At 63.9% G+C, this 23,134-nt stretch carries 16 protein-coding genes and 1 pseudogene; 7 read left to right on the forward strand and 10 right to left on the reverse strand.

From position 1 onward, the window contains the following. Positions 1-116: 116 nt before the first annotated feature. Positions 117-1,763 (forward strand): SulP family inorganic anion transporter, encoded by a 1,647-nt coding sequence (locus ACFPU0_RS11805; RefSeq protein WP_377693178.1) that lies wholly within the window; start codon positions 117-119, stop codon positions 1,761-1,763. 41 nt (positions 1,764-1,804) lie between these two features. On the opposite strand, the gene ACFPU0_RS11810 is transcribed toward ACFPU0_RS11805, so the two are convergent. The 10 genes and pseudogenes from ACFPU0_RS11810 to galU form a co-directional block, all read right to left on the reverse strand. Further along, a complete protein-coding gene (locus ACFPU0_RS11810; RefSeq protein WP_377693179.1) occupies positions 1,805-1,993 on the reverse strand; it encodes a ribbon-helix-helix protein, CopG family in 189 nt (62 codons plus the stop codon). A 531-nt stretch (positions 1,994-2,524) separates the two neighbouring features. Further along, a complete protein-coding gene (locus ACFPU0_RS11815; RefSeq protein ID WP_377693180.1) occupies positions 2,525-2,731 on the reverse strand; it encodes a hypothetical protein in 207 nt (68 codons plus the stop codon). A 176-nt stretch (positions 2,732-2,907) separates the two neighbouring features. Beyond that, entirely contained in the window at positions 2,908-3,549 is a 642-nt protein-coding gene (locus ACFPU0_RS11820) for an SCO family protein (RefSeq protein ID WP_377693181.1), read from the reverse strand. A gap of 21 nt (positions 3,550-3,570) precedes the next feature. Continuing rightward, entirely contained in the window at positions 3,571-5,469 is a 1,899-nt protein-coding gene (locus ACFPU0_RS11825) for a multicopper oxidase family protein (RefSeq protein WP_377693183.1), read from the reverse strand. 650 nt (positions 5,470-6,119) lie between these two features. After that, positions 6,120-6,521 carry a hypothetical protein gene (locus ACFPU0_RS11830; RefSeq protein WP_377693184.1) on the reverse strand — a complete coding sequence of 134 codons (402 nt, stop codon included), beginning with the start codon at positions 6,519-6,521 and terminating at the stop codon, positions 6,120-6,122. 210 nt (positions 6,522-6,731) lie between these two features. After that, positions 6,732-8,192, reverse strand: a complete 1,461-nt coding sequence (locus ACFPU0_RS11835) for an amidase (protein WP_377693185.1) — start codon at positions 8,190-8,192, stop codon at positions 6,732-6,734. A gap of 27 nt (positions 8,193-8,219) precedes the next feature. After that, entirely contained in the window at positions 8,220-9,188 is a 969-nt protein-coding gene (gene rarD / locus ACFPU0_RS11840) for an EamA family transporter RarD (RefSeq protein ID WP_377693186.1), read from the reverse strand. Between the two features lie 40 nt (positions 9,189-9,228). Then, positions 9,229-10,164 (reverse strand): LysR family transcriptional regulator, encoded by a 936-nt coding sequence (locus ACFPU0_RS11845; protein ID WP_377693187.1) that lies wholly within the window; start codon positions 10,162-10,164, stop codon positions 9,229-9,231. Between the two features lie 38 nt (positions 10,165-10,202). After that, positions 10,203-10,562 (reverse strand): annotated as a pseudogene (locus tag ACFPU0_RS11850) (alcohol dehydrogenase catalytic domain-containing protein); the annotation flags it as partial. 428 nt (positions 10,563-10,990) lie between these two features. Next, positions 10,991-11,881, reverse strand: coding sequence for a UTP--glucose-1-phosphate uridylyltransferase GalU (gene galU / locus ACFPU0_RS11855; RefSeq protein ID WP_377693188.1), 891 nt, complete (start codon positions 11,879-11,881; stop codon positions 10,991-10,993). 538 nt (positions 11,882-12,419) lie between these two features. On the opposite strand from galU, the gene glgA reads away from it, so the two are divergent. The 6 genes from glgA to glgX are packed head-to-tail and all read left to right on the forward strand — an operon-like array spanning position 12,420 to position 22,993. Next, positions 12,420-13,961 carry a glycogen synthase GlgA gene (gene glgA / locus ACFPU0_RS11860; protein ID WP_377693189.1) on the forward strand — a complete coding sequence of 514 codons (1,542 nt, stop codon included), beginning with the start codon at positions 12,420-12,422 and terminating at the stop codon, positions 13,959-13,961. After that, the gene (treZ, locus tag ACFPU0_RS11865; protein ID WP_377693190.1) at positions 13,952-15,718 is read left to right on the forward strand and encodes a malto-oligosyltrehalose trehalohydrolase; all 1,767 of its coding nucleotides are present in this window, start codon (positions 13,952-13,954) and stop codon (positions 15,716-15,718) included. Before glgA ends, treZ begins: the two co-directional genes overlap by 10 nt. Continuing rightward, entirely contained in the window at positions 15,715-17,787 is a 2,073-nt protein-coding gene (gene malQ, locus ACFPU0_RS11870) for a 4-alpha-glucanotransferase (RefSeq protein WP_377693191.1), read from the forward strand. Before treZ ends, malQ begins: the two co-directional genes overlap by 4 nt. Then, on the forward strand, positions 17,780-20,569 hold the full coding sequence (locus ACFPU0_RS11875; RefSeq protein WP_377693192.1) for a malto-oligosyltrehalose synthase: 2,790 nt from the start codon (positions 17,780-17,782) through the stop codon (positions 20,567-20,569). Before malQ ends, ACFPU0_RS11875 begins: the two co-directional genes overlap by 8 nt. Positions 20,570-20,586: 17 nt before the next feature. Further along, a complete protein-coding gene (locus tag ACFPU0_RS11880) occupies positions 20,587-20,814 on the forward strand; it encodes a DUF2934 domain-containing protein (protein WP_377693193.1) in 228 nt (75 codons plus the stop codon). Between the two features lie 19 nt (positions 20,815-20,833). Further along, positions 20,834-22,993, forward strand: coding sequence for a glycogen debranching protein GlgX (gene glgX, locus ACFPU0_RS11885; RefSeq protein ID WP_377693194.1), 2,160 nt, complete (start codon positions 20,834-20,836; stop codon positions 22,991-22,993). Positions 22,994-23,134: the final 141 nt, after the last annotated feature.

Raw genomic sequence — 23,134 nt, forward strand, 5'->3', positions numbered from 1 at the left:
AAGGTCCCGGCTGAATCCGCCTAGGCTGGTCTTCCCGCTGGTTCCACGGCGCCCGGGCATTTAATATTATCACTGCATGATAATCTCATGCACATACTCCGATTAAGGATCCAGTCATGATTGCCGTACGCGAAGCGTGGAAGGCCGGTTTGTTCGGGCGGGAACACTGGGTGCGCAACCTGGTGTCCGGTGTCATTGTGGGCGTCGTGGCGCTGCCCCTGGCCATGGCGTTCGCCATCGCCTCCGGGGTCAAGCCGGAGCAAGGCATCTACACCGCGATCATCGGCGGCTTGCTGGTTTCCCTGCTGGGTGGCAGCCGCCTGCAGATCGCCGGGCCGACCGGCGCCTTCATCGTGATTCTCGCGGGGGTCACCGCCCAATACGGCGTGGATGGCCTGCAGCTCGCTACCATGATGGCCGGCGCGATATTGCTGCTCCTCGGCCTCACCCGCCTCGGCGCCATCATCAAGTTCATCCCCGATCCGGTGATCGTCGGCTTCACCGCCGGGATCGGGGTGATCATCTGGGTCGGGCAATGGCAGGACTTCTTCGGCCTGCCCAAGGTCGGTGGTGGGCACTTCCACGAGAAGCTCTGGCACCTGCTGCAGGCGCTGCCGGAGTTGCATGTCGCGACCACCCTGCTCGCGACGGCCAGCCTCGCTCTGGTCATCGCAGCGCCCAGGCTGCCCGGCCTGGCGCGCGTACCCGGCCCCCTGGTGGCAATGGTGTTCGCCACGGCGGTCCAGTCACTGTTCCACTTCGAGGGGGTCGCCACCATCGGCAGTGCCTTCGGCGGCATCCCCAAGGGGCTGCCCGAGTTCACCTGGCCGGAGATCACCCTGTCACGCGTGATCGAGCTGATTGGTCCGGCTTTCGCCATTGCCATGCTCGGCGCCATCGAATCGCTGCTGTCCGCCGTGGTCGCCGATGGTATGGCGGGGACCAAGCACGACTCCAATCAGGAACTGATCGGTCAGGGCATCGCCAATCTGGCCGTCCCGCTGTTCGGTGGGTTCGCCGCTACCGGCGCCATCGCCCGGACCGCCACCAATATCCGCAATGGCGCCACCGGACCGCTGGCTGGCGTGACCCATGCCCTGACCCTGGTGCTGATCATTCTGTTCCTGGCGCCCCTGGCCTCGAACATTCCGCTCTGCGCCTTGGCGGCGATCCTGTTCGTCGTCGCCTACAACATGAGCGAGCTGAAACACTTCCAGCGTATGCTGCAGCGGGCACCACGGGCCGACGTGGCGATCCTGCTCATCACCTTCAGCCTGACGGTGTTCAGCGACCTGGTGATCGCGGTGAACATCGGCGTCATCCTGGCCATGCTGCAGTTCATGCGCCGCATGGCCTCGTCGGTGGCGGTGCAACAGGTCGTCGAGGAGGAGTTGACGAGCGAACTGCGCGCCAATGGTCAGCTCCGGCTCCCCCCCGGGGTGCTGGTCTATACGATCGAAGGACCGCTGTTCTTCGGCGCGGCGGAAACCTTCGAACGGGTCCTGGCGCAGACTCACACCGATCCGCACCTGTTGGTGATTCGCCTGAAGCGGGTGCCGTTCATGGACATCACCGGCCTGCAGACGCTGGAAGAAGTCATTCAGCAGTTGCACAAGCGGCAGATCGTGGTGAAGCTCTGCGAAGCGAACCGCAAGGTGCTCAGCAAGCTCGACAAGGCGGGGATCCTGCAGACCCTTGGACCTGCGCATTACCACGAGGAATTCGCCGCTGCGCTGGCGACGGCTGAGGTGCCAGAACCCTAGGGCGGGCCCTTGGCCCGCTGACGATCACGGCTCACGGAGCCTCAAGACTTGGCATTGGCCGCCAACGTGCTCTTGGTCGCATAGGTGACGCCATGGCGCTCCAGGTAATCCCGGATCAGTTGCCGCACCACCTGCGATGGCGTCAGGTCTTGCGCGGCGCACAGTTCTTCGAACGCTTTTTTCTTGTGCGGATCGATGAGAACGGTGAGGCGGGCGGTCTTGCTTTCCATGGGATATCGGCTCGTTCCGGTCGTCTGATGTTAATCAAATTATAATTAACGGGACCGGGGCTGTCACCGCAGGCGCCAGGGGGAGGGACCGGGCGGATCGGGCCCGGTCACAGCGGTTCGGGACGGATGCTTTCTGGTCACGTCCTGCTTTTGCGCTATCCACCAGGTACTGGCCATCGCAAACACCAGCCACACGACAGCGAAGATCATTACCCTGATCACCCACACCAGTTGCGGTCTCCCCCCCACACTTACGCGTAAACATCCACGTTCGTAGAACGTGGAGTTGCGCTAGCCCCCTGGAAGATGGCGAATCCTCCCCCTGCACAAGACCGCCCCCTTTCCCCTGGCCTGGACCCTAGGGTGCACTGCGCGCACCGATTCCGGGATCGGCTTCGGCACCACGTCAAACCGCCGGTGCGCACGGCGCACCCTACCCCATCGGCTTCATCCTGCCAGCCCGGACATTCGAATCGTCACAGGCAGCGCCGATGACTCATGACCACGTCTTCAGGACGTGGTTTCCCAAGTTCAAATGAAGCGGTAGCCGGCTTCAAACAGGATCAAGCCAAAGGCGATGTGAGCCAACTGCAGAATTCCCGACTCCGTCGAGCTAGGCAGTAAACCAAACTGCGCCCCAGCCATCAGGAAGCCCGCAAGGCCGTAGATGCTGATGCGCGACAGGCGCGCCCAGCGGAACTCCGCTTCACCGGCCAACCAGGCAATGAGGATCGCCACGGGTCACGCCATCTCCCGGGCAAGGCTAATGAGGTCTGGCACTCACGACTCTCCCTCGCAGCACGCGCCTTGAGTATCGGCTGCCAGGTGAAATAATGCCTCCACGCTTGCGCGAACTCAGGCCCTGAGGCGCGGCACGAGCTGCCGAGCGCCACAGGGTACCAACGCATCTCGCATTAACTGATGTTCACCGCAGGGTCATAGCGGGTGGCGACCATCCTCGTGTCCACATGGTTGATAGTGGCGACGATGCGCTTTGCATTGCAAAGCGCCGGAGCCATGGTCCAGCGCTGGGTTCGATCATTTCCGATACGCAGCATCCCCGTGTGGGTCGAGAGATTCTCGTCCACCTCGGGTACCGGGTCGAAGAAACCAAGGCTGTAACGCAGTCGCCGGACGTCGTCAGGATCTCCGGTGAGAAAAGTCCATCCCGGCTTCGCGCCGTGCTTGTCGGCATAGGCCTTGAGCGTATCCGGGGTGTCCAAATGCGGCTGCAGCGTGATCGAGTACAGGTAGACATCCCGCCCCAGACGACGGCCCAGCAGCCTTTGCACCTGTCGCATATTCGCCGTCATGGTCGGGCAAATGCCTTCACACATGACATACATCATGTTGATGACAGCCACCTTGCCGCGGATCAGGTCGTCGTAAAAGCGAACCTTTTCTCCATCCTGGGTATAGAGCGGAACGTTAGTAAACGGCGTATTGGGCCGCTTGCCGGCTTTCATGGCGCCATCCACCTGCGGGATGGAGTACCAGAGCGCGCTGCCCAGGGCCGTGACACCCAGTCCAGCTATCAAGTCGCGTCGAGTGTTCATGGAAAACCTCCTCTGGCCGGGTCAGCTGATACGCCGTTTGTTGGATATTCGGCGGGCGTCAACGCTGCCGCTCCCGCTATTCGGCGAAGGGCCACTGGTGTCCGCTTCGATATCCCAGCGCACCATCATGGCGTGGTCCTCATGGATGAGGTTGTGGCAGTGCATGGGGTACTTGCCAAGGAAGTCGCGAAAACGCAGGAAGACCTTGATGGTCATTTCTTCACCCAGCACGTAGACATCCTTGCGACCTTGCTCGTGAGGGGGAATGGGCACGTTTTGCCCCTTCACTGTCTTGCTGATGATGCGCCCCTCCTCGAAGTGAATGTGGATGGGGTGGTCCCAACCATCCTCAGGATTGACCAGCTCCCAGACCTCGGCGCTGCCCTGGCGTATCCGCGCGCTGACAAAGGTCGGGTCAAAGAACCGGCCATTTACCGCCCACATGCCATTCTTGCGTTCGAATATCCAACGCCGCACCGGCGCGGCGGCTATCTCCTCTGGGTCGAGCGGGCGCAGCGGGCGCAGCACCGGTGGCACCTGGCTTACGTCTTGTTCGGTGGGGAAGCGGTCGACGATGATTTTCAGCACGCGCTCACCTGGTTTCCTGACATCCTTGGGTTGCCGCGTATCCTCCGGGCGGTGTGTCAGGCGGTTCACCAGGTACAGCTCCGTCCCTACTACGTAGCGGGAAAAGTCGACGACGATATCTGCGCGCTCGGTGACCCCCAAACGAACCTTGATCTGATTCAACAGGGGCGCCGGCAGCAGGTTGCCGTCGTTGCCGATGTAGGTGAACTTCTGTTCCACGTCTGTCGGCGACACTAGGTAGAACTCGTAGAAGCGGCTCGGTCCGCCATTGAGCAGGCGGAAGCGATATCGTCGGGCCGCGACCCGCAGTACTGGCTCGATGTAGCCATTGACGCAGGTTTTGTCGCCCAGTACCCCTTCGGGACTGACCTGGTCCCAGTACAGGATGCCTTCCGGGTCGAAGCGCTTGTCGTTGAACATCAACGGATAGTCGTAGGGATGGCTGGGCAGACGGAGCGCGCTGGGGCTGGGGTCATGTTCGTCACCCGAATCGATGTCGTCGAAGAGCAGGAAGAACCCCGCTAGGCCGCGGTACACATTCGGCGCTGTGAAGTCGAAGGTATGGTCGTGGTAGAACAGCGTGCCCAGTGCCTCTCGCGGGTCGCCGATGCCATTCTGGAACTCGTCGTACCCGGCGTAGATGTTGCCGTAGTGATGATCCTTGAACTCGCCTGGCGAGGCCAGGGTGGGGCCGGCTTTCACGGCACTGTAGTAATCACCCGGGAAACCATCGCTTTCGGACGCCGTATGGGCGTTGTGCAAGTGAGTGGAGATTTCCGGGGTGCCGAAGCCGACATGGTCCTGCGGCAGCGCATTATGGATGCGCAGAATCATCGGTTGCCCGTAGCGCGCGAAGATGGTTGGACCCGGGGCCGTAGCGCCCGGCGCATTGCCTTCGTAACCCCAGACCCGCTGAGGAGGATAGGCCGGGTTGAATACCCAGTCGGGCCGCTCCTTCGCCCTCAGTTCGTAGGTGACCGCGACCCCCAGTTCGGCAAACCTTTGGTGGGGAGTTCGGCCTGCCTCACCAGCCGCGGTATTCGCCTGTTCAGTCGGCGCAGGGTCCAAGGTGGCCGGCTGGAGCACCGTGATCTCTTCTGGGAGCTCAATCTGCCACGGAATGGTGGGTGGACTCGGTGGAATGACCAGTCGGACATCATCATCCTCTTCGTCGTCATCCCGGCGCCTCTTGGCGATCGTTTTGAACGGGACACCAGCACAGGAGAGTGCCAGAGCTGTTGCTGATAGTTGCAGAAGGTTTCTTCTGGGTGTTTCGGTGCTTGCCCTAGCGTTCTTGTTGGAATTGGGTGTTTCAGCAGTTGGCGTTTTCATGGGTCCTCCCGCCCCCAATGTGTAGTTTTTTATGTATTGAAAATTTTCAAAGTTGGTATGATTCTGAGCGAAATCCACCTCAGAAAAGACAGGTTACAATTTTATAAAAGCACCCTGGACACCCGCTGTAAAGGAATCTCTTATAACAATAAAAGCATTATTCCCAACTATAACCGGCAGGCGGATATTATTGCCTATTTTTATCTCGAATAGTATTTAGGTATGCTCGATATGATTTTAACTGGCATTTAGGCAGAATGGCGACGCCAAATCAATGACAGCAATAGTCGGTGGATTAGAGTTATTCTAACAATTTAGAGGCTGCTGCATCCTGCAGGTAAGCCATGACGATTCACTATATCTTGATGCTTCAAATATTTTGCATCCAGCCATCGAAAATAGTGAACTTTCTGAAAAAGAAGAGCCGCCTTGACGGCGACCTAAAGAGGGGTTTTCACGGATGAAGCCGGAGTGTATCAAGTTGGCCACCTGGGGAGAGCTGTACATTTTCTCAGTATGGACAAATCGATTTCGCCTGAATTGGGTCGAGGTTGCGTTGAAATCCTCCTGCTATGCGAGTTTCCGCTAAGAGCGGAATCGATTGCGCTCTCAGGCGAACACCTGCTGGAGGGCGACTTGCGTGACGAACATCACAATTTCGCATCAGGCAGAGCCTTTGAGGCATCTGCGGTATTGGGTACTGCATCAAATCCACGGCAACGATCGAACCGTTGAGCACATTCCTGGTTGCTTCGCCGTAGGGCATCAATCGCGTCGAGAACGGAATCAATATTCGACATGGTGGCTGATCGCAGAAGCAGCAGAATACGGTAGTCGGAATACCTGACATGCGCTTCGACTGCTCTTCGGTGGTCGGCGCTGAGCTGAACAGTATCTACCTTCGCTGTGGGCGGGGGCTTGTCCGATGCGGTGCTTTTCAAGAATGACTTTTCGACTCCAGCCCTGGTATGCGGTGGTTCGTGCGCGGGCAGTACTACAGGGTATAGCAGCAAGGATACCTGCAATAGCCAGATGGGCTTGGAGACTTTCATGGCTGATTCTCCTCAGGCCGGTCAAGTTGCTCAACCCTTAACTGTAGTTTGGAGAGCGCCATTAATTATGTCACTGGGGGCGGTGATATGACCGTTTGGACGTCGAACTGGTCAAGTTCCCCCCTTTGTTACATTCAGGAATCGATGCTCTTGTGAGAAGAGATTGCCTCCCAGAGTTAGGGCCCATCAACTGATCGGAACGTCCGCATCCTAAGGACTTGGAAAATGGTCTGTTGACCAACTCAGCCTCGCGTAATGGCCGCTCCAGGGTGACGATCGCTCCAGCTCCGCACTTGCCCGGAGGATCGTGTCCTCATCACCGAAGTGCCCAACCAACTGGATGCCGGCGGGAATTCCTTGCCGGTTCCAGTACAAGGGCACATTGGCCGCGGGTTGGCCCGAGGCGTTGATGATCGCGAGGAACATCGTGTATCGCGCGCCTTTCAGCCTGAATGAACGGAAGTCGTCGTCCATTGACAGAGTCCCCAGCTTGACAGGTAGCTGAGTGAGCGTTGGGGTCAGGATCAGATCGAACCCCCGCATGTATCGCTCCATCTCCCGCGATATCTGGTGGAAGCACGCTATGGCCGAGATGTAGTCGGTAGCCCGCAGCGTCTTGCCGTAGTGGTAGGCCTCGAGAATCGCCGGTTCGAGAAGTCCGCTCCATTGCGCGCGCGGCCTGCCTCCCGCAGCCGTCTCGATGGAGACGACGGCATTGGCAGCGATCACGTCGATAAGGGCATTCGCAAAGCCGTCGAAGTCGATATCGGGCGGGCTGACCTCGACCACTTCGTGGCCGTTCCGAGTCAGCAACCTTTCAGCCATGTCCACCGCGGCCAGGCAATCAGCGTCGAGTGGGATGTCATTCCACGTGGACACCCACCTGGCGACCCGCAGCGGCCGATCGAAAGGCTTGTCCAGCCCGGCCAGGAAGGACTCCGGCATGCGGGGAGCCGCATAGGGTGCGCCTGGATCGGCCCCCGCGATCGCATCGAGAACCGCAGCGGTATCCCGGACCGTACGGGTGATGACGCCATCGGTCGCGAGACCTCCCCACCCCTCCCCTCGCGCCGGTCCCATTGGCAGGAAACCTCGCGAAGGCTTCAGGCCGAAGACGCCGCAGCAGGATGCGGGGATTCGTATGGACCCTCCTCCATCGCTACCGTGGGCGATGGGCACCACGCCCGATGCGACAGCTACCGCCGAGCCACCGCTGGAGCCCCCTGGAGATCGCGCAGGATCCCAGGGGTTGAGCGTGGGCCCGCCATTGGCGACGGCTTCGGTCGTGGGCGCCATGCACAGCTCCGGGACCGTCGTCCTGGCGAAGGCGATGAAACCGGCCGCCTCGAACCGCTCCACCAGGGTGCTATCGAAACTGAACCGAGTGTCACTGAACATCCGCGAGCCCATGGACGATGGCAGGCGCCTGGAGGCAAGCCCGGAATCCTTGAGCAGGAATGGCAGGCCTGCGAATGGCCCGGTCAGCTGCGCCGCCCTGGCAATCTCCAGGGCTTCGTCGAAGCGCTGGCAGCTCAGCGCATTCAAGGGCACCGCCCGTTCCCGGGCGAGTTGCACCGCGATCGCCATCAATTCGAAGGCAGAGGTCTCACCCTTGCGCAGCATCGAGGCAAGTGCGAGTCCATCGAGACTGCTGTAATCCGCTGGACGCATGAAAGACTCCTGGCAAAAGTGGTCGTGCTACTTCTGGCAGTTGCAGGGCCGCGCTTCGTGCAATTGCAGGGGCATGCCCCGGGCTCGGTGATCGGCAGGCGTCGCGGCCGGGAGGGGGCGCCTTGCTTCGGGACGCAGGTGACGCACACCCTCCAGCACAAGCAAGCCGACGGCTATCCAGACAGGAATGTAGGTCAGCCATTCCCCCGTCTGGATTTGCTCTCCAATCATCAGTGCCACGCCCACCATCAGCACAGGCTCGACATAGCCCAGCAATCCAAAAAGCCCGAAGGGCAGTATGCGGCTGGCAACGATATAGGACATGAAGGCTGTAGCACTGATCACTGCCAGAATCACGATCAGGATGAACAGGCGCGGGCTTTGTGCGAAATGTTCGACGCCAGCGCCCTGCCCCATGATGATCCAGGTAGCGAAAGGCAAGCTCAGCAGCATGTCGAACCAGAGGCCGCCCAGGTGATCGGTTCGCAGCTTGCGGCGCAGGACGAAATAGATCGGGAGGCCAATGGCGACCAGCAAGGCTTCCCAGGAAAACCCACCTGCCTGGTAAAGCTCATGCATTACGCCGAGGGCAGCCGACAGCGCGGCCATTTTCTGCAACCGCGTGAGGCGCTCCCTATAGATGAACCGGCCGACCAGCAGCATCGCAAGGGGCAGCAGGAAATACCCCAGGGATACCTGGAGCCCACGGCCATTGAGGGGAGCCCAGAGGAACAGCCACAGCTGAATCCCCAGCAATGCGCTGCTCATGCAAAGCGCCAGGAACAGCATCGGACTTTTTCTCAGGCGCTCGCCTATCTCGAGCACGCGCTTCCATTCCCCGCCGATCAGCATGAAGAGCGTGACAAACGGCAGTGTCAGCAGCATGCGCCAGCCGAAGATCTCCACTCCAGTGAGGGGAACCAGCAAGGTGGCGAAGTAATACATGCTCGCAAACATGCAGGACGACGCGACCGACAGAGCCACACCCTTGTTCAAGCGACCTCCGCACAACATTCAGGGACTGGTTGAGGGACTGTCAGGGCGCCCCGATCATCCAGGGAGCGCCATTGACGAATTTCGACTCGATCCATTCCATGAATGCGAGGGTGGTGGCGGGCGAAAACCTCGCCGAGGGGCGCACCAGATAGATCGCCCCCTGAGAATCGAGTTGCCAGTCCGGCAGTACATGAACAAGTCGGCCAGCCGCCAGATCGCGGCTCATCAGCCATTCACCTGCGCCCAGTATTCCCGTACCGGCCCGCGCCGCGGCAAGCAGCGATTCACTGTCGTTGGAGGTGATCGACCCCCGGGTCACCACCGTTTCCTGCCTGTCACCGTTGGAAAGGCGCCATTCCGGAAAGGACGCGAACCCGGTAAACCCCAGGCAGTTGTGGGCAGCGAGATCAGCCGGCGAGCCCGGCACGCCATGTTCCTCCAGGTACCCGGGCGATGCGCAGAGGATGCGACGATGATCGCCCAGCTTCCGGGCAACCAGGCGGCTGTCGCTCAGCTCCCCGACCCGGATGGCCAGGTCGTAGCCTTCGGCAATGATGTCCACGAAGCGCTCGCTGTAATCCGCCACCAGCGACACCTGGGGATGGGCCTTGAGGAACTCCGGCAACATGGGCGCCAACCACAACCTGCCCATTGACGCGGGCAAGGCCAGGCGCAGCGTTCCGCGCACCTCAGCTGCGCCGGACGATGCCTCCTGTTCCGCTTCCTTGATCGCCCCGATGGCCGCTCGCAGGCGCTGCTCCAGTTGGGCGCCTGCGCTGGTCATCCGCACCTGGCGAGTGGACCTTTCGATCAGGCGAACCCCCAGCCGCTTCTCCAGGGCCGCCACGCGCTTGGATACCACCGTGGGATGCCGCTGCAACAAACGGCCGGCCGCCACGAACGAACCTTCCGACGCCACCGCGAGCAAGGCAGCGATTTCGTCACTCTGCCTGTAGTCGAGCAAATCCTGTGTCATGGCTTCAGGATAATCGCGCCGGCTGATTGCCCTGACTCCAGTGCGGCGGCATCATCGAACGACATCTCGTCCGGAATACCGACCAGTCTCTCCGCGGTGTATCGCCGTGCGCTGGCATACGCACCGATGGGGCCGGTGGCATATGCCACGCGATCCCCCACGCGGACATTGGTGACTCCCGGTCCAATTGCCGTGACCCGGCCCGCGCCTTCCAGCCCCAGGCCGGAAGGCAGAGCGATGGGCACCGCGCCATTCCGTTGTGCCACATCCAGGTAGTTGACACCGACGGCTACCTGCTCGAGCCACGCCTCGCCAGCCGCAGGTGCGCCCTCGCCCAGGTTCTCGACCTGCAATACCTCGGGTCCGCCCACCTGGTTTAACCGAATGACTTGAACCATCTCTGTCTCCACGCGCTGAACACGGCCCCGTGACGAGGATGGGATGGATTATGTGAGCCCTGCGCACATTGAACAATTCGGTTCATTTGCATTTCATTAATGCACTGTGTGCAGCAATAAGCCGCTCAACCCGGAGAGTTCTCCAGAGCAGACGCCAAGGCGAGGACTGCCCCCTTCAAGGGGGCAGTCATTTGCCAACCTTCGCGTTCGGCGCATGACTTCTTCACTTGGCTCGCCCCCGCAGATGGGCGATGGTCTTGTTCAGCGTTGGCATGCAATGACTCCCATCGATCGGCGCTACTTCTGTCGACTGATGCCCGCCGCCGAGGATTCAATCTGATTCGACGTTCGCACCGGGTAAGGCGGAATGCTCCAACTCCGGGATGAAAGTCAGCCAAACCATGGGCCAGGAGCTTCGTGCCATCCGCTCAGGCCCCCCTGGCCAGCTCCAAGGGGCGTATTGCGGCCACCGTCGCGGCCTGCTCGGCCAGGCCGGGCTTGTAGAGATGCTCGAAGCAGAAGTTGGTGGCCTCGACATAACCTTCCGCCGAACCACAATCGAAGCGTCGCCCCTTGAAACGGTAGGCCAGCACGCAACCCTGCCTGGCCTGCTTCATCAGGGCGTCGGTGAGCTGGATCTCGCCCCCCTTGCCCGGAGGGGTTTCGGCGATCAGGCCGAAGATGTCCGGGGTAAGAATGTAGCGGCCGATGATCGCCAGGTTCGACGGGGCATCCTCCGGTCGTGGCTTCTCCACCATCCGGTCGACTCGCACCAGGTCGTCGCGCAGCAGCCGGCCGGCAATTATGCCGTACTTGCCCGTTTCGCCCTCGGCCACTTCCTGGATGGCGACGATGGAACAGCGGAACTGGTTATACAGCTGGACCATCTGGAACAGCACGCCCTCGCCTTCCAGGTTCAGGCACAGGTCATCGGCCAGCACCACGGCGAAGGCTTCGTCCCCGATCAGCGGGCGGCCGCTGAGAATGGCGTGACCCAGGCCCTTCATCTGCACCTGGCGCGTATAGGAAAAGGAGCATTCATCGATCAGGCGGCGGATGCCGCACAAGGCCTTTTCCTTTTCGGTGTTGCAGATCCGGCTTTCCAGCTCGTAACTGATGTCGAAGTGATCCTCGAGGGAGCGCTTGCCCCGTCCCGTGACCATGGCAATCTCGGTGAGTCCCGCGTCCAGGGCCTCCTGGACGCCGTACTGGATCAACGGAGTATCCACTACCGGCAACATCTCCTTGGGCATGGACTTGGTCGCCGGCAGGAAGCGCGTACCGTAGCCGGCGGCAGGAAACAGGCATTTCTTGATCATGGGCGTCAGCTCCATTCCTACTTCGTGAAGGGACTCAGACTGCTGACTGCCGTGTTACCAGAGGGGTTCAAGGAATGTTTCCCCGGCTGGCGCCCCGGCCTGGCCGCAGGGCCCAGGGACGATTGCCAGCGTGACTATCGACTATGGTCGCCGGTCTTCCGCTCGACCGCCTGGGCACAGGCCTCGCAGGCTGCACGGCGGGCATCCATGGCATCAGCCCCGGCGCAGGCGTTGGTGGTAGCCGCGCATGTTCCGTCCTCCTTCCGCAGGGCGCGCTCATGCCCTTATGGAAGACCCGCTCCCGGCAAAGTTCAGGTTATTCGCGGGCGGACCGTGAAAAAAAGTCGAACCTATGGCCAAGCCGGCAAGTCAGGAAAGAGTGTGGGGTCTGCGAACAGGGCGAACCACATGAGGCTCCTGCAGGGCTGGCGATGAGCCAGGGCACAGGGATATCGGCGTGCGCGTCCACTCGGGGCGGCAGAAGGCCTGCCAGCCAAGGGGAACGCCAACCATGGACCATGAAAAATCGGAGCACATTATGGGAACTGCTGTAGCCACGGCCCGCATCGGCGAAGCCAGGTCCCTGGACCTGAGGCCAAGGGCCGAGCTGCGCCTGGGCAGCCAGCAAGCGACCAAGAAACGCATTCTGTTCGTCACACCGGAACTGGCTGACCTGGTCAAGGTGGGCGGCCTGGGCGATGTCTCGGCGGCGTTGCCGAAAGCGCTTTCGGCCCATCACGACATCCGCGTGCTGCTGCCCGCCTACAGGCAGGTGCTGGACAGTGGCCATCCCATCCGGGTCATCGGCCAGGTGAATGGCCTGGCCGCCCTGCCCCCCTGCCATATCGGCCGGATGGATCTGCCCGATGGACTGATCGTCTACCTGCTCCTGTGTCCCGAACTCTATGACCGGGAGGGCACGCCGTACGGTGACGGCCACGGCAACGACTGGGCCGACAACCATATCCGTTTCGCCCGCCTGGGCCTGGCAGCAGCCGAAATCGCCGCTGGAACCGCCGGTCTCAACTGGCGCCCGGAGCTGGTTCACGCCAATGACTGGCCTGGCGCCCTCGCTCCCGCCTACATGGCCTGGCGTGGCTTGCGCATACCTGCGGTATTCACCATCCACAACCTTGCCTACCAGGGGCTCTGCGACCTGCGCTGCAGCGCCGAGCTGGGCATTCCGGCCGAAGCCCTCACCGCCGAGGCCCTGGAGTTCTACGGCAAGTTGTCCTTCCTCAAAGGTGGCATCGCCTACGCCAGCCATGTCACGACGGTCAGCGAAACCTACGCCCATGAAATCACCACGTCGCGTTTCGGCTGCGGGCTGGAAGGCATGCTCCAGGCCAAGGTCGAGGAAGGCCAACTGAGCGGAATACTCAACGGCATAGACGAAAGCTGGGAACCAGGCAGCGACCCGCATCTGGTGCAGGGCTTCAGTGCCGGCCGCTGGCAGGGCAAGGAAGCCAATGCCCGTCATGTCAGGAAGCGCTTCGGCCTGGATATGGACCAAGGGCCATTGTTCGCCGTGGTCTCCCGCCTGGTGCAGCAGAAAGGCATCGACCTCACCCGCGAAGTGGCCGGCCACATCGTCGAGGCGGGCGGCAGTATCACCGTGATCGGCCAGGGCGAGCCGGAACTTGAGCGGGCCATGCTGGAACTGGGCGAAAGCCATCCCGGCCGTATCGGCGTGCGCATCGGCTTCAACGAGACCGACGCGCGGCGCATGTTCGCCGGCAGCGACTTCCTGCTCATGCCGTCGCGCTTCGAGCCCTGTGGCCTGAGCCAGATGTATGCCCAGTGCTTCGGTTCCTTGCCCATCGCCCGGCGCACGGGTGGACTGGCCGACACCATCGAGGACGGTGTCACCGGGTTCCTTTTCGGCGACGCCTCGGTGGACAGCTATCTCCACGCCATCGATCGCGCCCTGGGCGTTTACCGACATCCCGAGCTGCTGGACGCCATGCGCACCCGCGCCATGGAATCTCCGCTGTACTGGGAGCGCTCGATATCCCCCTATGACGAGCTGTACCAGCGTCTGCTGGCCAGTTCGGGTGATAGCGGAGATGCATGCCGATGACGGACCGACTCCATGGCGCCCGGCTGCTCGGGCCGGGCGCTACCCGCTTCGCACTTTGGGCACCTGATTGTCGCAACGTCGCGGTGGAGCTGATGGACGGTTCCCTGCACCCCCTGGCGGAGGAACCGGGTGGCTGGTTCGGCGGAGAGCTGGAGTGCGGCGCCGGCACCGGCTACCGCTACGTCGTCGACGGTGATCGCCGGGTACCGGACCCGGCGTCTCGCCAGCAAGTGGGCGACGTCCACGGTTTCAGCCTGGTCGTCGACGCCGCCAGCTATCCGTGGCGAATGACCGATTGGCGCGGCCGGCCCTGGCACGAAGCGGTGATCTACGAACTGCATGTGGGGCTGCTGGGCGGTTTCGCCGCGGTGCAAGCCTACCTGCCAGCCCTGCGCGACCTCGGCATCACGGCGGTGGAACTGATGCCCCTGGGCGAATTCCCGGGCAGGCGCAATTGGGGTTATGACGGGGTGCTGCCGTTCGCGCCGGATTCGTCCTACGGGACACCGGATGAGCTGCGCAGTCTGGTGGACCGGGCCCACCAGCTGGGGCTGATGGTGCTGGTGGATGTGGTCTGCAACCACTTCGGACCGGAGGGCAACTACCTGGGGCACTACGCCTCGGATTTCTTCCGCTCCGATCGCCAGACGCCCTGGGGTGACGGCATCGACTTCCGTCGGCCGCAAGTCCGTGAGTTCTTCATCGAGAACGCGCTGATGTGGCTCCAGGACTACCGTATGGATGGGCTGCGCCTGGATGCCGTGCATGCCATCGGCGACCGTGCGTTCATGCTGGAGCTGGCGGAGCGCGTGCGCAGCACCCTGTGCAGACGCCGCCACCTGCATCTTGTGCTCGAGAACGAGGCCAATGAGGCCAGCCTGCTGGAGCGCGGCTACGACGCCCAGTGGAACGATGATGGCCATAATGCCCTGCATGTCCTGCTTACCGGGGAGCACCACGGCTACTACGCGGACTTCGCCGAGGACGCCGCCGGCAAGCTGGCTACTTGCCTGGCCGAGGGCTTCGCCTACCAGGGACAAGCCAACCGCCACGGCCATGCCCGTGGCGAACCAAGCGCTCATCTGCCGCCCAGCGCCTTTGTGCTGTTCCTGCAGAACCATGACCAGGTGGGCAATCGCGCCCATGGCGAACGGCTGCCGGTGCTGACGGACCCGGACGCCCTGAAGGCGGCCACGGTTCTGCTGCTCCTGTCGCCGATGATTCCGCTGCTGTTCATGGGCGAGGAATGGGCTTGCGCACGGCCATTCCTCTATTTCACCGACCATCCCGACGAACTCGGGCAGGCGGTGGGCGATGGCCGTCGCGATGAGTTCGCCGAGTTCCCCGCCTTCACTGACGCCAGCCTGCGGGAATGCATTCCCGACCCCAACTCCGCCAGCACCTTCGATCGCTGCCTGCCGGACCTGGACCGGGTGAATCAGTCGCGTCATCGGCAAACCCTGGCTTTCTACCGCGACCTGCTGGGCTTGCGCCATGGCCACGTCATCCCGCGCCTGCCGGGGAGCCACGCCCTGGAATCCAGCGTCCTGGGTTCACATGCGGTAGCCGCAGCCTGGCGCATGGGGGACGGCACCCGCCTGGACATTCTGATCAACCTGGGGGAGTCCCCCGTAGCCATGAATCGGATTTCCGCCAACGCGGAAGTTCTCTATGCGTATCGTGTTCGCGGCATAGACCTGACCCAGGGGCTGTTGCCGCCGCGAAGCGCCCTGGCCCTGCTGGAGCCGGCATCATGAGCGACGAGAAACTGGCGGAACTGGCGAGCGCCGCCGGCCTTCTGCTGGACTGGGTGGACGCCAATGGCCAGCCGCAGCGGGTCGATCCCGAAAGCCAGCGTGCCCTCCTGGAAGCCATGGGCTATGCCGCCCAGACTCCGCAACAGATCGCCGGCAGCCTGGCCAGCCTGAGGAGCCGGCAACGGGCCGTCCGCCTCGGCCCCCTGATCGTGCTGGATCAGCGTGAGGAGCTGTCCCTGGCGGGGACCGAAGCTCCGGACCGCCGCTACCAGCTGCGCCTGGACGATGGGCGACTGCTCGAAGGGCGGCTCGGTACGGATTGCCAGCTGCTCGCCCCCGACACCTGCGGCTACCACCAATTGTCGATCGGCGACCGCGAAGCCTGCCTCGCGGTGGCACCGCCGGCCTGTCCCAGCGTCGCGGAGCTGGTGGGGCACGATCACGCCTGGGGCCTCGCTGCCCAGCTCTATGCCCTGCGCCGTTCCGGAGACGGTGGCGTCGGCGACACCCGCGCCCTGGAGGATCTCGCTCGCAGCGCCGCAAGCCACGGCGCCGACGTACTGGCCATCAGCCCGGTGCACGCCATGTTCAGCGCCAACGGCCGGCAGTACAGCCCTTACTCGCCTTCCAGCCGGCTGCACTTCAACGTGTTGCATGCGGCACCGGCCAGCCTGCTGGGCGATGCGGCGATGCAACGGGCCCTTGCGGCCACCGGCCTCGACGCCGAATTCGCGCGGCTGGAGACCCTTCCGCTGATCGACTGGCCCGCACTGTCCAGCGCTCGGCTGGCGGTCTGGCACCAGCTCTACGAGGATTTCGACCAGGCGCCCGGCCCCTTGCGCCATGATTTCGAACGCTTCCGCGAGCAGGGTGGCGACGCCCTGCTCCTGCATTGCCGATTCGAGGCTTTGCACGGACAGCTATCGGCCAACGGCGCTCCGGGGGACTGGCGGTCATGGCCCGAGCAGCTGCGCAACCCTGCGCACGGCGCCGTCCAGCGCTTCGCCCGGGAGCATGCCCGGGAAGTCGAGTTCCACGCCTTCGCCCAGTGGCTGGTGGTGCGCGGGCTGGAACGGGCGCAGGTCGCGGCCGTCAATGCCGGCATGGCCATCGGCCTGATCGCCGACCTCGCGGTGGGGGCGGACTGTTCGGGCAGCCAGGCGTGGGCATGCCAGGATCAGCTGCTGGCCACGGTCAAGGTGGGCGCACCGCCGGATATCCTCAACCGCGCCGGGCAGAACTGGGGGGTCTGGGCCTTTTCGCCCCTGGGCCTGAAGGAAAACGGCTATCGGGCGTTCATCCAGATGCTGCGGGCCAACCTCGGCTGCGCGGGCGGTATCCGTATCGACCACGTCATGGGCCTGCAGCGCCTCTGGGTCATGCCCGAGGGAACCCCGCCCGAAGCGGGGGCCTATCTGCGCTTTCCTTTCCACGACCTCATCCGCCTGCTCAGCCTCGAAGCCTGGCGAAGCCAGGGCCTGGTGATCGGCGAGGACCTCGGTACCGTGCCCGGCGGCCTGCGGGAAGAGCTTGCGCGCCGGCACGTACTGGGCATGCGCGTCCTGTCGTTCGAGCAGCGGGCCGGTTCCTTCATTCCGCCCGGCGACTGGCCGGATGACGCCCTGGCTACCACCAGTACCCATGATCTGCCGACCCTGCATGGCTGGTTCGCGGGCCAGGACATCGGCTGGCGCCTGAAGTCCGGCCACAGCAGCGCGGAGGTCGCCCGCCACGACCTCGAAGTTCGCGAGCGCGAATGCCGGGCCCTGGTGGCGGCACTGCGCCTGGCGGGGCATCTGGCGCCCCACGAGCACAGCGTCGAGCGTTGCGTGCAAGGCTGCATCGGCTACGTTGCCGAGACACCGGCGCCGCTGGTGCTGCTTCCCCTGGAAGACCTGCTCGGGGAAACCGAACAGCCGAACCTGCCGGGCCCCGGCGACCTGCACCCGAACTGGCGCCGCCGCTGGCCGGTGGCGGCCGCCGAACTGCTCGACCTGCCGGTATCGCGCAATCATCTGGCCCGCCTCGTGGCAGGCCGCAAAGCGAGGCGGGAGGTGCGGGGTGAATGAGCTGCGCGCCACCTTGCGGCTGCAGTTCCATCGAGGTTTCACCCTCGAGGACGCCGTGCCCCTGGTGCCCTACTTCGCCAGCCTGGGTATCAGCCATCTCTATTCTTCCCCCCTGTTCACCGCCCGCCCCGGCTCCAGTCACGGCTACGACGTGGTGGACCCGACCCGGATCAATCCCGAACTCGGCGGCGAAGCCGCCCTGGAGCGGCTGGTGGAGGCACTGCGACGCCAGCGCATGGGACTGATCCTTGACCTGGTGCCCAACCATATGGCGGTCGGCGGCGACAGCAATCCCTGGTGGCTCGATGTCCTGGAATGGGGCCAGTCCAGCCCCTATGCGACGTTCTTCGATATCCAGTGGCATTCGTCGGACCCCTGGCTCGATGGCCGGTTGCTGGCGCCTTTCCTGCGCAACGACTATGGCGACATGCTGGCGGCAGGTGCGCTGCGGCTCCACTACGAAGGCGACCGAGGCGGGTTCCATGTCCGTCATTTCGACCATCTCTTCCCCATCTCACCGCCCACCTGGGGTGCGATCCTGCGCAGCAGCGGCGACCCCGAACTTTCCGCGCTGGGGCGGGCCTTCGACCGGCTGGTCGATTCACCCGTCCCTCGCGACCAGGCGGTGGCCCTGAAGGAAGACCTTGCGCGGCTTGTCGCCGATACCGCCCGTGCCGATGCGCTGGCCCTGGGGTTGGATCAGTACCGCGGCAACGACGATGCCGGCATGCGACGCCTGCACGAGCTGCTGGAGCGACAGCCCTATCGACTCGCCAGTTGGCGAACCGCCGCCGATGACATCAACTGGCGGCGGTTCTTCGACATCAACGAACTGGCTGGCCTGCGGGTGGAACGCGCCGAGGTGTTCGAGGCGACCCATGCCAAGCTCTTCGAGCTGATCGAACGCGGCCTGGTGGACGGCCTGCGGATCGACCACGTGGATGGCCTGGCCGATCCACGCGCTTATTGCCGGCGCCTGCGCCGCCGCGTGAACCGCCTGCTGGACGGCCGTTCGCGGCCACCGGGCGGGCACCCTTTCCCCATCTACGTGGAAAAGATCCTCGCCCATGGCGAACACCTCCCCCGGGACTGGCGGGTAGACGGGACCACCGGTTACGACTTCATGAACCAGGTTTCCCTGCTGCAGCACGACCCGCTTGGCGAACTGCGCCTGTGCGCGCTCTGGAACGCCATCAGCGGCCGCAGCGGGGACTTCCTCGATGAGGTGCGGGACGCACGTCGCCTGCTGCTCACCAGCTCCCTGGCCGGTGACCTGGAGACGGTCGCGCAGGGATTATTGCAGGTGGCCCGGAGCGACCTGGCGAGCCGCGACCTGACGCTCGGCGCCATCCGCCGCGTGCTGCTGGAGCTGGTGGCGCATTTCCCCGTCTATCGCACCTACGCCGGCGCCTGCGGGCGCTCGGAGCAGGACCGGGACATCTTCCAGCGTGCCCTGGACGGCGCCCGCCGTAGCCTGGCCGAGGCCGACTGGCCCCTGCTCGACCACCTCGACCGCTGGCTTGGCGCAGAGCCCCTGCGCGATCTTCCGCCCGGCCCCGTGCGTCGCTTGCGGCGCCAGGTGTTGCAGCGTTTCCAGCAGTTGACCTCGCCGGCGGCGGCCAAGGCCGTGGAAGACACCGCCTGCTACCGCTCGGCCGTATTGCTTTCGCGCAACGACGTGGGCTTCGATTCCGAGCATTTCAGCGCGTCCTGCAGCGAATTCCATCGGGGTTGCCTGGAGCGGGTAGCCACCTTTCCCGATAGCCTGCTGAGCACCGCCACCCACGATCACAAACGCGGCGAGGACTGCCGCGCCCGCCTGGCGGTGCTGAGCGAGCGCGCCAGCTGGTTCGTCGAGGCGGTACGGCGCTGGCGCCGCCTGGCCGAGCCGTTGCGCCACACAGCCGATCTCGACGAAAGCATCGCAGCCGCCGACGAACTCGCGCTCTACCAGTGCCTGCTGGGCAGTTGGCCACCCGACCTGTCCGTCGAGGATGCCGACGGCATGCGCCGGTTCCTCCAGCGGCTGCAGCGCTGGCAAGAGAAATGCCTTCGCGAGGCGCGGCTGCGCAGCAGTTGGAGCGACCCGAACCTGCGTTATGAGGCCGCCTGCCAGCTATTTCTCGCCCGTCTCCTGGAAAGCCCGGAAGCCGCGCCCCTTCGCGAGGACCTGGCCGCAGCCGTCAGCTATCTCGCCCCCGCCGGCATACTCAATGCCCTGGTCCAGTGCCTGCTGCGGATGACCACCCCCGGCGTACCCGATCTCTACCAGGGAACCGAGTTCTGGGACTTCAGCCTGGTGGACCCGGACAATCGCCAGGAGGTGGACTTCGCGACGCGCATCGCCGGCCTCGCCTCCCCTGGCGATCTCCGGGAACTGGTGCGCAACTGGGCCGACGGCCGCATCAAGCAGCGACTGGTGGCCATCGTGCTCAACCTGCGCCAGATCCATCCGCAGTTGTTCAGGCACGGAAGCTACCAACCGCTGGAAGTCGAAGGCCCACAGGCCGAGCGGATCCTCGCCTTCGCCCGCAGCCATGGTGGCGCCGGCCTGGTGGTGGTGGTTCCGCGCCTTGCCGCGCCCCTGGTGGAAGACCAGGGTATCCCGCAGGTTCCACCCGAGCGCTGGGCGGATACCCGGGTGCTGCTGCCCCACGTCCTTGGCTGGGGATGCCTATCCGAGGTCTTTTCCAGCCGCGAGCTCACTCCCCGGCAGGGCAGCCTCCGCGTTGCCGAGCTGCTGGCGGACTTCCCCGTCAACCTTCTGTTGTTCACGCCATAGAGCCGGGAGCTGCAATCATGAGCAAAGACGAAGCACGCATTCGCGAACTCGCCTACCAGATCTGGGAATCGGAAGGTTGCCCGGAAGGCCAGGCAATGCGCCACTGGGAGCTGGCTTGCGTCCTGGCGGAAACCGGCGGCGCGAAGCCCGCCACGCCAGCCCCCGGCAACCGGCGGGTCACCAGGCCCGAGCCCGTACCGCTCGGCGAGCCGCCGGTGCCCCTGAAAGCGGCCGCGAATCCCTGAAGCCGGCTGAGGAGACAGCATGGCCAGGCAGCGCCATCGCGCCCCTGAAGTCATCCGGCACTCGCGTGTCAGCGAAGGCCATCCATTTCCGCTGGGCGCCACCTGGGACGGCCTGGGCGTGAACTTCTCGATCTTCTCGGCCCACGCCACCAAGGTCGAGCTGTGCCTGTTCGATGCCAGCGGCGAAACCGAGCTGGAACGCATCGAGCTTCCGGAGTACACCGACGAGATCTGGCACGGCTATCTGCCCGATGCCCATCCTGGCCAGGTCTACGGCTTTCGGGTGCACGGCCCCCACGAACCCGACGCCGGGCACAGGTTCAATCCCAACAAACTGCTGGTCGACCCCTATGCCAAGCAACTGGTGGGCCGCCTGCGCTGGTCGGAAGCGTTGTTCGGCTATGTGATCGGCTCGCGGGACGCCGATCTCGGTTTCGACGAGCGGGACAGCGCCCCCTTCGTGCCCAAGTGCCAGGTCATCGACCCGGCGTTCACCTGGGGAGACCAGCAGCACCAGCGCAGGCCCTGGGACAGCACGCTGATCTACGAGGCACATCTGCGCGGAATCAGCATGCGCCACCCCGCCGTACCGGAGCACCTTCGCGGCAGTTTCTCCGGCCTGATGAATGCCGAACTGATCCAGCACATCCGTTCCCTGGGCGTCTCCGCCATCGAGCTTCTGCCGGTGCACGCCTTCCTTGACGACAAGCACTTGCTCGAAAAGGGCATGAACAACTACTGGGGATACAACAGCATCGCCTTCTTCGCGCCCCATCCCGGCTACCTCGCCAGCGGCCAGGTGAGCGAGTTCAAGGAGATGGTGGCCCACCTCCACGATGCCGGCCTGGAGCTGATCCTCGATGTGGTCTACAACCACACCGCCGAAGGCAACGAGCTGGGACCGACACTGTCCATGCGCGGCATCGACAACGCGACCTACTACCGACTGCGGCCCGACGCCCGGCGTTTCTACATCAACGACTCCGGCACCGGGAACACCCTGGATCTCAGCCACCCCTGCGTGCTGCAGATGGTCACCGATTCGCTGCGCTACTGGGCGACGCAAATGCATGTCGACGGCTTCCGCTTCGACCTCGCCACCGTCCTCGCCCGACATCACCAGGGCTATGACGAACGCCATGCTTTCCTGGTCGCCTGCCGCCAGGACCCGGTGCTGAGCCGGCTGAAGCTCATAGCCGAACCCTGGGACTGCGGCCCCGGCGGCTACCAGGTGGGCGGTTTCCCACCGGGCTGGGCCGAATGGAACGACCGTTTCCGCGATACCGTCCGGGCCTTCTGGCGCGGCGACGGCGGCCAGGCCGCCGCCCTGGCCAGGCGCCTGACGGCCTCCGGCGATCTTTTCGACCGGCGCGGGCGACGCCCCTTCGCCTCGGTGAACTTCATCACTGCCCACGATGGCTTCACCCTGCGCGACCTGGTTTCCTACGACCGCAAGCACAACGAGGCCAATGGCGAAGACAACCAGGACGGCAGCGACCACAACCTGTCCTGGAACCATGGTTGCGAGGGCCCGACCAGGGACCCTGGAATCCGATCGCTGCGCATGCGGCAGATGCGCAACATGCTCGCCACCCTGATGTTCTCCCAGGGCACGCCCATGCTGCTCGCCGGTGACGAATTCAGCCGGACCCAGCACGGCAACAACAACGCCTACTGCCAGGACAACGAAACCGGCTGGGTGGACTGGACGCTGGACGAAGAGGGTCGCGACCTGCTGGAGTTCACCCGGCGCCTGGCGAGTCTCCGGCACGCCTATCCGATCATGCGGCGCGGGCGCTTCCTGGTCGGCCATTACAACGAGGAGCTGGGGGTGAAGGACGTCACCTGGCTGGCCCCCGATGGCGGCGAGATGAACGAAGAGCACTGGCACGATGAACACACCCGATGCATGGGCATGCTCATGGATGGCCGGGCCCAGCCGACCGGCATCCGTCGCGGCGGCGCCGACGCCACGGTCCTGCTGGTGGTCAACGCCCATCACGAATCGGTGGACTTCCAGCTTCCCGAGGTGGCCGGCGGCACCGGCTGGCATTGTCTCGTCGACACCGCCAGGCCGACCTTGCGCAGCCAGGATGGACTGGCGTGCGGTGAACGCGTCGAAGTCACCGGCCGTTCGCTGTTGCTGTTCGAGTTGATCCAGGCAGCCCGCCAGGCCTGATCACCGGGCCTGCTCCGTGAAAAAGCCGGAACCCTCCGGATCGGTGCCCAGTCGGAAACAGAGAGGCCTCATCTGGACGGTCAGTGCCCGCCGTCGGCAACCCGACAGCCAGAAGGCGCTCCGCTTGACCGCCAGGCACGA

Origin of the sequence: Pseudomonas sp. GCM10022186 (assembly GCF_042656385.1) — a bacterium.
Classification (GTDB): Bacteria; Pseudomonadota; Gammaproteobacteria; order Pseudomonadales; family Pseudomonadaceae; genus Metapseudomonas.

Excerpts from the sequence above, each read along its gene's own strand:
- ACFPU0_RS11825 (WP_377693183.1), bottom strand. The coding sequence starts at position 5,469 with ATGAAAACGCCAACTGCTGAAACACCCAATTCCAACAAGAACGCTAGG.
- ACFPU0_RS11845 (WP_377693187.1), bottom strand. The coding sequence starts at position 10,164 with ATGACACAGGATTTGCTCGACTACAGGCAGAGTGACGAAATCGCTGCC.
- ACFPU0_RS11835 (WP_377693185.1), bottom strand. The coding sequence starts at position 8,192 with ATGCGTCCAGCGGATTACAGCAGTCTCGATGGACTCGCACTTGCCTCG.
- glgX (WP_377693194.1), top strand. The coding sequence starts at position 20,834 with ATGGCCAGGCAGCGCCATCGCGCCCCTGAAGTCATCCGGCACTCGCGT.
- ACFPU0_RS11880 (WP_377693193.1), top strand. The coding sequence starts at position 20,587 with ATGAGCAAAGACGAAGCACGCATTCGCGAACTCGCCTACCAGATCTGG.
- ACFPU0_RS11830 (WP_377693184.1), bottom strand. The coding sequence starts at position 6,521 with ATGAAAGTCTCCAAGCCCATCTGGCTATTGCAGGTATCCTTGCTGCTA.
- galU (WP_377693188.1), bottom strand. The coding sequence starts at position 11,881 with ATGATCAAGAAATGCCTGTTTCCTGCCGCCGGCTACGGTACGCGCTTC.
- ACFPU0_RS11810 (WP_377693179.1), bottom strand. The coding sequence starts at position 1,993 with ATGGAAAGCAAGACCGCCCGCCTCACCGTTCTCATCGATCCGCACAAG.
- glgA (WP_377693189.1), top strand. The coding sequence starts at position 12,420 with ATGGGAACTGCTGTAGCCACGGCCCGCATCGGCGAAGCCAGGTCCCTG.
- malQ (WP_377693191.1), top strand. The coding sequence starts at position 15,715 with ATGAGCGACGAGAAACTGGCGGAACTGGCGAGCGCCGCCGGCCTTCTG.
- ACFPU0_RS11805 (WP_377693178.1), top strand. The coding sequence starts at position 117 with ATGATTGCCGTACGCGAAGCGTGGAAGGCCGGTTTGTTCGGGCGGGAA.
- treZ (WP_377693190.1), top strand. The coding sequence starts at position 13,952 with ATGCCGATGACGGACCGACTCCATGGCGCCCGGCTGCTCGGGCCGGGC.
- ACFPU0_RS11820 (WP_377693181.1), bottom strand. The coding sequence starts at position 3,549 with ATGAACACTCGACGCGACTTGATAGCTGGACTGGGTGTCACGGCCCTG.